Annotated in this window: 8 protein-coding genes and 2 tRNA genes; 5 read left to right on the top strand and 5 right to left on the bottom strand. The window is 66.9% G+C overall.

Going from position 1 to position 11616, the window contains the following annotated elements; all coding sequences use genetic code 11:
- Positions 1-118: 118 nt before the first annotated feature.
- Complete coding sequence (locus tag ACVOLJ_RS06800; RefSeq protein ID WP_475277958.1) at positions 119-1510, bottom strand: ATP-binding protein; 1392 nt, start codon at positions 1508-1510, stop codon at positions 119-121.
- 6 nt (positions 1511-1516) lie between these two features.
- On the bottom strand, positions 1517-2245 hold the full coding sequence (locus ACVOLJ_RS06795) for a response regulator (RefSeq protein WP_025875399.1): 729 nt from the start codon (positions 2243-2245) through the stop codon (positions 1517-1519).
- Between the two features lie 204 nt (positions 2246-2449).
- On the opposite strand from ACVOLJ_RS06795, the gene ACVOLJ_RS06790 reads away from it, so the two are divergent.
- The 3 genes from ACVOLJ_RS06790 to ACVOLJ_RS06780 are packed head-to-tail and all read left to right on the top strand — an operon-like array spanning position 2450 to position 7079.
- Positions 2450-3688 (top strand): efflux RND transporter periplasmic adaptor subunit, encoded by a 1239-nt coding sequence (locus tag ACVOLJ_RS06790; protein ID WP_481563763.1) that lies wholly within the window; start codon positions 2450-2452, stop codon positions 3686-3688.
- The gene (locus ACVOLJ_RS06785) at positions 3685-5643 is read left to right on the top strand and encodes a MacB family efflux pump subunit (protein WP_481563762.1); all 1959 of its coding nucleotides are present in this window, start codon (positions 3685-3687) and stop codon (positions 5641-5643) included. The genes ACVOLJ_RS06790 and ACVOLJ_RS06785 overlap by 4 nt, the downstream gene beginning before the upstream one ends.
- On the top strand, positions 5640-7079 hold the full coding sequence (locus ACVOLJ_RS06780) for an efflux transporter outer membrane subunit (protein WP_475277955.1): 1440 nt from the start codon (positions 5640-5642) through the stop codon (positions 7077-7079). The genes ACVOLJ_RS06785 and ACVOLJ_RS06780 overlap by 4 nt, the downstream gene beginning before the upstream one ends.
- A 132-nt stretch (positions 7080-7211) precedes the next feature.
- Here ACVOLJ_RS06780 and rlmB read toward each other — a convergent pair whose 3' ends face one another.
- From rlmB to rnr, 3 genes are all read right to left on the bottom strand, one after another.
- Positions 7212-7955 carry a 23S rRNA (guanosine(2251)-2'-O)-methyltransferase RlmB gene (gene rlmB, locus ACVOLJ_RS06775; RefSeq protein WP_481563761.1) on the bottom strand — a complete coding sequence of 248 codons (744 nt, stop codon included), beginning with the start codon at positions 7953-7955 and terminating at the stop codon, positions 7212-7214.
- 92 nt (positions 7956-8047) lie between these two features.
- Entirely contained in the window at positions 8048-8542 is a 495-nt protein-coding gene (locus tag ACVOLJ_RS06770) for a GFA family protein (RefSeq protein WP_475277953.1), read from the bottom strand.
- A gap of 83 nt (positions 8543-8625) precedes the next feature.
- Complete coding sequence (gene rnr / locus ACVOLJ_RS06765) at positions 8626-11085, bottom strand: ribonuclease R (protein ID WP_481563760.1); 2460 nt, start codon at positions 11083-11085, stop codon at positions 8626-8628.
- A 129-nt stretch (positions 11086-11214) separates the two neighbouring features.
- On the opposite strand from rnr, the gene ACVOLJ_RS06760 reads away from it, so the two are divergent.
- Together ACVOLJ_RS06760 and ACVOLJ_RS06755 are read left to right on the top strand one after the other, a co-directional pair.
- Positions 11215-11299: transfer RNA gene (locus ACVOLJ_RS06760), tRNA-Leu, on the top strand.
- A gap of 148 nt (positions 11300-11447) precedes the next feature.
- Positions 11448-11534 (top strand) — tRNA-Leu (locus ACVOLJ_RS06755).
- The last annotated feature ends 82 nt before the right edge of the window (positions 11535-11616 follow it).

The following is an 11616-nucleotide window of genomic DNA, read 5'->3' as shown; positions in this document are numbered from 1 at the left end:
CGTCACCGCCCCCGGTCAACCCCCGGTTGAACGACGACCAGGCAGCACCGCACCCGGCTCGGCACGACAGCGATACAGATGCCGCCAGGCCTTGCCCGCTGCTACCGGACGCTGGCGCTCAGCGCGCCTCGGCGCTGGCCGACCACTGCACCACCGCTTCCAGGCCGCCTTCGGGGCGGTTGCGCAGCCACAGCCGCCCCCCGTCCTTTTCGGCCAGGGCGCGGGCGATGGTCAGGCCCAGGCCGGCACCGCCGGTCTGCCGCGAACGCGATGTTTCCACCCGCACGAACGGATCGAACACCGCTTCCAGCTGATCATCGGCCAGGCCAGGGCCATCATCGGCGATCACCACCGTGATCGTGCCTTCGCCGCGCTCGACACGTACCCGCGCGCGCTGCGCATACATCACCGCGTTGTCCACCAGGTTGGAGAACAACCGGTGCATGGCCAGCGGGCGCAGCATCAGCACCGCGCCGCTACGGCCTTCAAAGACGACATCGGCGCCATCCTCGGCAGTGTCTTCAACGATGCTTTCCAGCAGCGAATCCAGATCCAGCGCTGCACGCTGCTCGGCGCTCTCTGCACTGCGGGCAAGTTCCAGCCCCTCGCGCACCAGTGCCTGCATCGCTGCCAGGTCACCGATCAGGCGCTCGCGCAAGGTCTCGTCGGTTACGTTTTCCAGGCGCAGGCGCAGCCGCGTCAGTGGCGTCTGCAGATCGTGGGTGATCGCTGCCAGCATCTGCGTGCGCTCGGCCAGGTGCCGCTGCAGCCGGTGCTGCATGGCATTGAAAGCCTCGGCGGCGCGTTGCACTTCGCGCGGGCCGCGCAGCGGCAGGGGCGCGCGCTGCAGGTCATCGCCCAGGTCTTCGGCTGCCGCCGCCAGTTCCTGCAGCGGTGCGCTGGCCATGCGCGCCACCACATAGGCCAGCACGGCGATGGCCAGCACCAGCAGGGTGAGGAACAGCGGGTCCACCGCCAGGATGCCGTTGTGCGCGATGGCCGGTGAATCCAGCGCCAGCTTCAGCAGTGTGCCGTCGTTGAGTACCACGTCCACCGCCCGGCACTTGGGTGGAATAAAGGTAGGGTCGCGCTCACGCGGCGGCTTGCGATGGCCCGGCGGTGGCGGCGGCAACAGGTCCTGCAGCTTGGGAATGCACGAGCGGAACGAAGCGAAGTGCACGTGCGCCCGCGACACCGGCCCCGGGCGATCCTCCAGCACGTCCATCAGCGCCTTGTCGGCCCGCCCGATACGGGCACCCGGTTGCAGCGCACGCACGCTGGGGCCACCGATCTCCAGCAGGCGCTCGCGCAGTTCCGGGTTGCCGTCCAGCAGGTTGATGTAGCCCTGCAGGCGGTCGGCGATGCGGTTGAGGTTCTGCCGCTCGAACTCCTGCTGGCGCTTGGAACTGGCCAGCATGGTCGCGCCGATCGCGGCCACGCTCATGCCCAGCAGCAGGATCACGAACAGGCGTCCCACCATCGAGGACAGGAAATGGCGCAGGCGCTTCATCGCGGCTTATTCCAGGTTGACGGCCGAGGCCAGCACGTAGCCTTCGTTGCGCACGGTCTTGATCAGCCCATCGGGCCCGCCATCGTCGGCCAGCTTGTTGCGCAGCCGGCTGACCTGCAGGTCGATGGCGCGATCCTGCGCTTCATAGTTGCGACCACTGCTGAGCGCCACCAGCTGCTCGCGCGAGAGCACCTTGTTGGCGTGGGCGATGAACACCCGCAGCAGCCGGAACTCGGCACCGGACAGCACCACAACGCGCCCGTCCGGGTCGACCAGGTGGCGGTGTTCCAGATCGAAGATCCAGCGCGAAAAACGCGCACGGCGCACTGCCAGCGGTTCCAGGTTGGCCGGCAGCGCCTCGGTCCGGCGCAGCACGTTGCGGATCCGCGCCAGCAGCTCGCGCGGTTCGAACGGCTTGGCCAGGTAATCATCGGCACCCATTTCCAGGCCCAGCACGCGGTCGATCGGTTCGGCACGCGCGGTCAACATGATCACCGGCGTGTTCGAACGCGCGCGCAGGTCGCGGCACAGGGTCAGGCCGTCTTCGCGCGGCAGGTTGAGGTCGAGCACGATCAGGTCCACGTGCTCGCGCTCGAGCAGCTGGCGCATGCTGGTGCCATCGGCAGCCGTGCTGACCTGGTAGCCGGCACGGCCCAGCTGCTCGGCCAGCAGGGTGCGGATATCGTTGTCGTCATCGACGATCAGCAAACGATGCATCGGGTTTTCAGTCTCCATGTGGCGATCATCCCGTGTCGGCAGCTGAACCGCATCCTGGCCAATGCGTACCACTGTATCCACGCAGGCGCGGGATACCTGCCGATACGCCGTCTCGCAGACAGTGTTACATAGAGACACACCCCGAGGATTGAGTGCATCGTCGCCCGATCTTCACAATGCCTGCCAACGCCGCCGATGCGGCCCCCAGAGTGAAGCCACCACGTGATCTCCCGCCTGTTGCCCGCGACCCGCAAGGGCCGCCTGATGCTGCTTGCCCTGCTTGTCCTGATCGCCGCGGTGTCGGCCTGGTGGCTGCTGCGCAAGCCGGCCGCGCCGGCACTGGCCACCACGCCGGTCAGCCGCGGCGACATCGAACAGACCGTGGAAGCCACCGGCGTGATCGATGCCTTCAAGCTGGTCAGCGTGGGCGCGCAGGCATCCGGCCAGATCAAGTCGCTGAAGGTACAGCTGGGCGATACGGTGAAGGAAGGCGACCTGATCGCCGAGATCGACGCGACCACCCAGCAGAACCAGGTGCTCAACGCGCAGGCCTCGCTGGACCAGGTGACCGCGCAGCGCGCGGTGCAGCAGGCCAGCCTGCGCCAGGCCGAACTGGAATTCGCGCGCCAGCAGCAGATGCTGGCTGCCGAAGCCACCTCACGCCAGGAATACGACGCTGCCGAGGCGCAGCTGAAGACCGCGCGGGCGCAGCTGCAGTCCTACGAGGCACAGATCAAGGGCCGCCAGACCGAGCTGGGCACCGCCCGCGCCAACCTGGCCTACACCCGCATCGTCGCGCCGATGGATGGCACCGTGGTGGCGGTGGTGGCCGAAGAAGGCCGCACGGTGAACGCCAACCAGACCGCGCCGACCATCGTCATGCTGGCGCGGCTGGACGTGGTGACCGTCAATGCCGAGGTATCCGAGGCCGACGTGGTCAAGATCAAGGCCGGCATGCCGGTGTACTTCACCACCCTGGGCGACCCCGACCGCAAGTACCACGCCACCCTGCGCCAGATCAATCCGGCGCCCGCCTCCATCGCCAATGAAAGCTCGTCCAGCTCCAGCAGCTCGTCCAGTTCCAGCTCCAGCAGCGCGATCTACTACAACGCCCTGTTCGATGTGGAAAACCCGGATGGCACCCTGCGCATCGACATGACCGCGCAGGTGTCGGTGCTGCTCAAGCAGGCCAAGGGCGTGCTGCTGGTGCCGGCCGTTGCATTGGGGCCGAAGGCGCGCGATGGCGAACGCATCGTGCGGGTGGTCGACGACAAGGGCCAGCCGCAGCCGCGCAAGGTCAAGGTCGGCATCAACAACGGCGCCAATGCCGAGATCCTGGCCGGCCTGCAGGAAGGCGAGCGCGTGGTGGTCGGTGAAGGCGGCGCTGCAGCGGCCGCTGGCGGCGGCAACCGCGGTGGCATGCAGATGCGGGTGGGCGGCCCGGGCATGGGGCGCCGATGAGCACGACGGCGCCATTGCTGCGCCTGCGCGACCTGCGGCGCGAGTTCCCCGCCGGCGAAGACGTCATCGCCGTGCTGCGCGACGTGAACCTGGATATCCACGCCGGTGAGATGGTGGCCATCGTCGGCCAGTCCGGTTCGGGCAAGTCCACGCTGATGAACATTCTTGGCTGCCTGGACCGCCCGACCCGCGGCAGCTACCAGGTGGCCGGCCGCGAGACCGGCAGGATGGAACCTGACGAGCTGGCCGAGCTGCGTCGCGAGCACTTTGGTTTCATTTTCCAGCGCTATCACCTGCTGGGCGACCTGGATGCGCGTGGCAACGTGGCCGTGCCGGCGGTGTATGCCGGCAGCCCCGGACCGGTGCGTACCGCACGCGCGGAACAGCTGCTGCAGCGCCTCGGCCTGGCCGATCGCATGCACCACAAGCCCGGGCAGCTGTCCGGCGGCCAGCAGCAGCGCGTGTCGATCGCGCGCGCGCTGATGAACGGCGGCGAGGTGATCCTGGCCGATGAACCCACCGGCGCGCTGGATACGAAGTCCGGCGAGGAAGTGATGTCCATCCTTGGCGAACTGCATGCCGAGGGCCACACCATCATCATCGTCACCCACGACATGAGCGTGGCCGAGCACGCACAGCGCATCATCGAGATCCGCGACGGCGAGATCATCGCCGACCGGGTCAATCCGAACGCGCCCAGCTACCGCGCCCAGCGCGAACCTGCTGCCGGCGTGGCCCACGGCAGCAGCTGGCAGGCCGCGCGCGATCGCTTCACCGAAGCGTTCCGGATGGCCCTGCTGGCGATGAACGCCCATCGCCTGCGCACCTTCCTGACCATGCTCGGCATCATCATCGGCATCGCCTCGGTGGTATCGGTGGTGGCCCTGGGCAACGGCTCACAGCAGCAGATCCTGCAGAACATCAGCGCACTGGGCACCAACACCATCGATGTCTATCCCGGACGCGGATTCGGCGACATGCGCTCGGCACGGGTGCAGACACTCAAGGCCAGCGATGCCGACGCCCTGTCGCGGCAGAGCTATGTGGACAGCGCCACGCCGAGCGTTTCCAGTTCGGTCACCGCACGCTACCGCAACCAATCGGCCACCGCGCAGATCAGCGGTGTCGGCGAGCAGTACTTCCGGGTCAAGGGCGTGAGCCTGCTCAGTGGCAGCTTCTTCGACACCGACGCGGTGAAGGGCCTGGCCCAGGTCGCGGTGATCGACGAGAACACGCGTACCCAGTTCTTCCCCGACAGCGACCCGATCGGGCAGGTGATCCTGCTTGGCAACGTGCCGGTGCGGGTGGTGGGCGTGGCCAAGAAGCAGAGCTTCGGCTTTGGTGGCAGCACCAGCCTGAGCGTGTTCGTGCCCTACACCACGGTGATGTCGCGCATGCTCGGGCAGAGCCACGTCTCCAGCATCACCGTGCGGGTCAACGATGAGACGCCGATGGATGCGGCGCAGGAAGCCATCACCCGGTTGCTGACCATGCGCCATGGCAGCGAGGACTTCTTCCTCAGCAACAGCGCCGAGATCCGCGACACCATCGAACAGACCACGCGCACCATGACCCTGCTGATCGGCGCGATCGCCGCCATCGCGCTGCTGGTCGGCGGCATCGGCGTGATGAACATCATGCTGGTGTCGGTGACCGAACGCACCCGCGAGATCGGCGTGCGCATGGCGGTGGGCGCGCGGCAGAGTGACATCCGCCAGCAGTTCCTGATTGAAGCGGTACTGGTGTGCCTGCTCGGCGGCCTGCTTGGCATCGGCCTGGCGCTGCTGATGGGCGTGCTGATCGGCCGCTTCGCCAGCGATTTCCAGGTGCTTTTCTCCACTGCCTCCATCATTGCCGCCTTCGCCTGTTCCACACTGATCGGCGTGGCGTTTGGCTTCCTGCCGGCACGCAGTGCCGCCCAGCTCGATCCGGTAGAGGCCCTGGCCCGCGAATGAAGATGATGATCCGACTGCCCTTCCCTGTTTCCTCCCGCCTGCTGCTGGCCGGCGCCGTTGTGCTCGCGTTGTCCGGCTGCGCTTCGGCGGGCCGCTATCCGGTGCAGGACACCCGCGTGGCCGCGACCTATGGCCGCGGCGATGCCACCCTCAACGCGGCGGCCGAAGCCCCGCACAGCGGCCTGGATACCCCGGCCCGCGACATCCGCCAGGACACCTGGTGGACAGGGTTTGCCGATGAACGGCTGGACCGCCTGGTGGCACAGGCACTGGCAGCCAACACCGACCTGGCCGCCGCCGGCCTGGCCGTGCAACGGGCACGGCTGCAGGCCGGGTTGGCCAGCAACGCGCTGTGGCCACAACCCTCCTCTTCCGGGGTGAGTGGCAGCGGCAGCCGCGCCACCGACCAGGGCGACGACTGGCGCCGCAGCTATTCCACCGGCGTGTCGCTGGGATGGGAAATCGACCTGTGGGGACGCCTGCGCACCCAGCGCGACATTGCCCGCTGGGAAGCCGATGCCAGCGAAGAAGACCGGCAGAACACCGCCCTGCTGGTGATCGGCGATGTCATCAACCAGTACTGGGCGCTGGCCTACCTCAACCAGTCCATCGCCACCGGCCAGGCCAACCTGGAGCGCCTGCAGCGCACCCACGAGCTGGTGCAGGCACGCTTCGATGCCGGCGCGGTATCGCGGCTGGAAGTACGCCAGGCGCTGCAGAACCTGCAGTCGCAGCGCTCGGCGCAGAGCGCGCTGGAACAGCAGCGGGTGGAAGTGCGCAATGCGCTGGCCGTGCTGCTCGATGGCAGCCCCTGGCCGCAGCAGGACGAGCCACAGAACCTGCTCGATGCACGCAGCCCGATCATCGCCGAAGGCCTGCCGGCCGACCTGCTTGGCCGCAGGCCCGACCTGCGCGCCGCCGAGCTGCGGCTGCGCAACAGCCTGAAGACGATCCGGGTAACCGCCACCCAGTACTACCCGGCGTTGAGCCTGACCGGCAGCCTGGGGTCCAGCGCGACCTCGCTGGGGGACGTGCTGCGCAACCCGGTGGCGACCCTCGGTGCCGGCCTGTCGTTGCCGTTCCTCAACCTGCAGCGCGCGCAGCTGGATACGGACGTGGCAGGCACCAACTACCAGATTGCCGCAACCACCTTCCGCAAGACGCTGTATACAGCACTTTCAGAGGTGGACAACGCGCTGTCCGCGCGCGAGCAGCTGCTGCGCCAGGTGACGGCATCACAGGCGTCGTACGACGAGGCCGTGGAAGTCGAGCGCGCGCAGGAAGTGCGCTACCGCGTGGGTGCCACCGACCTGCGCACGTGGCTGGAAGCGCAACAGACCCGGCGTGATGCGGAACTGTCACTGGCACGGGTGCGGCAGAGCCAGCTGAACAACGACGTGACGTTGTTCAAGGCGCTGGGCGGCAGCGCGGGGTGAGGCAGCGGGAGCGCCAACCAAGGTTGGCGACTACCGGTAGGTGTCGACCTTGGTCGACACGGCCGATCCACGCCATGCGTGGATTGGATCGCCGGTAGCGCCGGGCATGGCCCGGCGTTACCGGAAAGCCGATCAACCGCGCTGGCGCACGGCCTCGAACAGGCTGACGCCGGCGGCGACGGACACGTTCAGGCTCTCGATCTCGCCCGGCATCGGAATCTTGACCAGGCCATCGCAGTTCTCGCGGGTCAGGCGGCGCAGGCCGTCGGCTTCACCGCCCAGCACCAGTGCGATATTGCCCTTCAGGTCCAGCTGGTACAGCGAGGCGGTCGCTTCCCCGGCCAGGCCGTAGATCCACACGCCCTGCTTCTGCAGGTCCTTCAGGCAGCGCGACAGGTTGGTCACCGCCACCACCGGGATCAGGTCGGCGGCACCGGCCGAGGTCTTGCGCACCGTGGCATTCACCGAGGCCGACTTGTCCTTGGGAATGATCACCGCGGTGGCGCCGGCAGCGGCAGCCGAACGCAGGCAGGCGCCCAGGTTGTGCGGGTCCTGTACCTCGTCCAGCACCAGCAGCAGGGCCTTGCCGTCGGCAGCGGTCACCAGCCCTTCCAGCTCGTTCTCGCTGTAGGTGCGGGCGGCGGCATAGCGCGCGGCCACGCCCTGGTGGCGCACCGAGCCGCCAACGCCGTCCAGCGCCTGGCTGTTGACCTTGCGTACGTCGATGCCCTTGCGCCGGGCGTTTTCTTCAATCTCGGTCAGGCGCGGGTTCTTCGCACCGGCCTCGACCAGCACTTCGCGGACGTTCTCGGCGTCGTTCTCGATGGAGGAGGCGACGGCGTTGACGCCGACGATCCACTGGCTGTTCTTGCTCATGCGGGCAGGACCGGAAAGGGGGTGGCTATGGTAGAGCATCGGGGGCGGCCGCGCTTCGCGCTCGCCGGGCATGGCCCGGCGCTACCTGCCGTTCACCCTTCGGTCGAACGGCTGCGCGGTGGCCAGTGCGGGGTGTCGTGGTCGGGATGCTGGTGGGACACGATCGTGGCCAGGAACTCCAGCGCGTCCACGTCGTCCACCGTGCGCCGGGCCGGCAGTTTGGCCAGCCCGTCGACGAAGGGCAGCTTGCGCTCGACGCCATACTGGATGGTCGGCGGCAGGCGCTCGGGCTGATCAAAGGCGCCGGCCGCCACTGCCACGCCGTCCGGTGCTTCGTAGGTAAGCGGCGTACCGCAGTCGGCGCAGAATCCACGCCGCACCACGTTGGAGGATTGGAAATAGCGCGGCTGGCCGCGGGTCCAGCTGAACTGCACCCCGCGCACCGAAACCAGTGGCGCGTAGTACGCGCCGAAGGCTTTCTGGCACATCCGGCAATGGCAGATCGAACTGTCGGTCAGCGCGCCGCGTGCCTGGAACCGGATCGCGCCGCACTGGCAGCCACCGCTGTATTCGGGTTGACCCTGCATGGTGCGTTTCTCCGTAGCGTCGTGCCAACCAAGGTTGGCACCTACCGGGTGAGGTAGGTGCCGACCGTTGGTCGGCACACCTTTCAATATTTCTTCTTGGTGCGCTTGGCCGGCTTGCCACGCTCGGGCGGCGGCGGCGGGCTGGCTTCCTCTTCCTCGCCCTTGTGCTCCACCAGCCGGAAGTCGATCTTGCGCTCTTCCATGCTGGCCTTCAGCACCAGGATGCGCACCTGGTCACCCAACCGGTAACTGCTGCCGCGCCGTTCGCCGGTCAAGGTCTTGCGGGTCGCGTCGAACTTGTAATAGTCCTGCGGCAGCTGGGTGACATGCACCAGGCCCTGCACCTTCGACTCGGCCAGCTCCACGAACAGGCCGAAGCTGGTCACGCCGCTGATCACGCCATCGAACTGGCCACCCACGTGCTTTTCCATCCACGCGGCGCGGTAACGCTCATCCACTTCGCGCTCGGCTTCATCGGCACGACGCTCGCGCTCGGAGCACTGCAACGCCAGCGCTGCCATTTCGCGCGCGTTGTAAGTGAACTTGTCCAGCGGCTTGCCCGACAGCGCATGCTTGATCGCACGGTGCACCAGCAGATCGGGATAACGACGGATCGGCGAAGTGAAGTGCGCATACGCTTCCAACGCCAGTCCGAAGTGGCCGTTGTTGTCCGGGCTGTACACCGCCAGGCTCTGGCTGCGCAGCAGCACCGATTCCAGCAGGGTGGCGTCAGGACGGTCGCGGATCTTCTTCAGCAGCTTGGTGTAATCGCCCGGCCGAACCTTCGACCACGGCGGCAGGCTCAGCTTGAATTCCTTCAGGAACTCCAGCAGGTCGGCGAACTTGGTCTCCGGCGGCTTTTCATGCACGCGGTATGGCGCCGGCACATGGCGCGACAACAGATACTTGGCGGCCTCCACGTTGGCGGCGATCATGCATTCCTCGATCAGCTTGTGCGCGTCATTGCGCACCAGCATGCCGGCCTGGGTGACTTCACCGCGGTTGTCCAGCACGAAGCGCACTTCGCTGCTTTCAAACTCGATCGCGCCACGCTTGCTGCGCGCCTTCGACAGCACCTTGTACAGCTGGTGCAGGCGCTGCACCTGCGGCAGCAGGTCGCCGATGAAGGCCTTGGCGCCGGCATCGTCCTCGCCCACGGCCTGCCAGACCTGGGTGTAGGTCAGGCGCGCGTGCGAATTCATCACTGCTTCGTAGAAGCGCGAACCAGTGACCTGGCCTTCGCGGTCGATCTGCATGTCGCAGACGAAGCACATGCGGTCGACCTTCGGCATCAGCGAGCAGATGCCGTTGGACAGCGTTTCCGGCAGCATCGGCACCACGAAACCGGGGAAGTAGACCGAGGTCGCACGCTTCTGCGCTTCATCGTCCAGCGGCGTGCCCGGACGAACATAGTTGGAGACATCGGCAATGGCCACCACCAGGCGGAAGCCATCGGCATTCGGCTCGCAGTACACCGCGTCGTCGAAGTCCTTGGCATCTTCGCCATCGATGGTCACCAGTGGCGTACTGCGCAGATCAACGCGGTCGCCGATCATCGCCGGTTCCACCACCAGCGGCACCGAGGCGGCCTCGTCCAGCACTTCCTGCGGGAACTCGAACGGCAGTTCGTGGCCGTGGATGGCGGTCTCCACCACCAGCGACGCGGTCAGCTTGTCGCCGAGCACGGCGATTATGCGGCCGATCGGCGGACGCCGGCTGTCCGGGGCCTGGGTCAGTTCACAGACCACCAGCTGGCCGTCACGGGCGCCACCGGTCTGGTCCGGGGGTACCTGCACATTGCGCTGGATGCGCTTGTCATCGGGTACCACGTAGTTGATGCCCATCTCGACGCTGAAACGGCCGATCAGGCGGGTCATGCCCCGCTCAAGCACGCGGGCGATGCTGCCTTCGCGGCGGCCGCGGTGGTCGATGCCGGTGACGCGGGCGAGCACCTTGTCACCGTGCATCACCTTGCGCATTTCATACGGCGGCAGGAACAGATCGTCGCCGCCCTCGACCGGGCGCAGGAAGCCGAAGCCTTCCGGGTTGGCGATCACCACGCCGGTCACCAGGTTCAAGGTCTGGATCGGGGCAAAGCCACCGCGGCGGTTCTGCACCAGCTGGCCATCGCGCACCATCGCACCGAGGCGGCGCGACAGCGCTTCTGCGCGGTCCGGTGCGGTCAGGCCCAGCCGCGCACCGAGTTCTTCGGCACTCTGCGGACCTTCGCAGCGTTCCAGCAACGCCAGGATCGCCTCACGGCTGGCAATGGGTTGTTCGTACTTTTCCGCCTCGCGGGATGCATAGGGATCATCGATCACCTTGCCCGCCGGCGGCAGCTTGCGGCTCGGCGCAGGCCCCGGCGCGGCAGCGCCGCGGGAACCCCGACCGCGCGGTGCGGCGGCGCCATCGGCCATCTCGGGGAGCCAGCCCGGCAACGGCTTGCCTGGCTTGTTGTTGCGTGCCGGACCGGCCTTGGCCCCCTTGTTCGGGGCTTCACTGCGGGACTTGCTCCCGCTCTTGCTTGGTTTTTTGGTAGTCATCGCCCTCCATGGTAGCCGCTGTGGGCGTGCAGAACGGGTCAGCGGCGATCACCGCAGGTGCTTCGTGAAAAATATGCAGGAAGGCGTTGACACCCTGCGTGTTCATCTTCACAATTGCGCCTCTGGAACGCCCAGATGGCGGAATTGGTAGACGCACTAGTTTCAGGTACTAGCGGGTAAAACCGTGGAGGTTCGAGTCCTCTTCTGGGCACCAACGAAAAAACTCCTCGCTTCGGCGGGGATTTTTTTTGCCTGTTTTCCGGCCATGGGAGTTCCAGCGGCTGGCCAACGCGATTCCAAGTGCGATTTGCGCAGGAGTGTTGACACACCCTTCACCGCACCGCATAATTCTCCTCCTCGACGCCCAGATGGCGGAATTGGTAGACGCACTAGCTTCAGGTGCTAGCGGGGGCAACTTCGTGGAGGTTCGAGTCCTCTTCTGGGCACCATGTCGAGAAAGAAAACAACCCGCGGAAGCGGGTTTTTTCTTGCCCGGCGTTTGCCATCACCGGTAGCGCCGGGCCACGCCCG

The organism is Stenotrophomonas sp. STEN046, from assembly GCF_056759755.1.
This window is presented reverse-complemented; position numbering and strand designations above follow the sequence as displayed.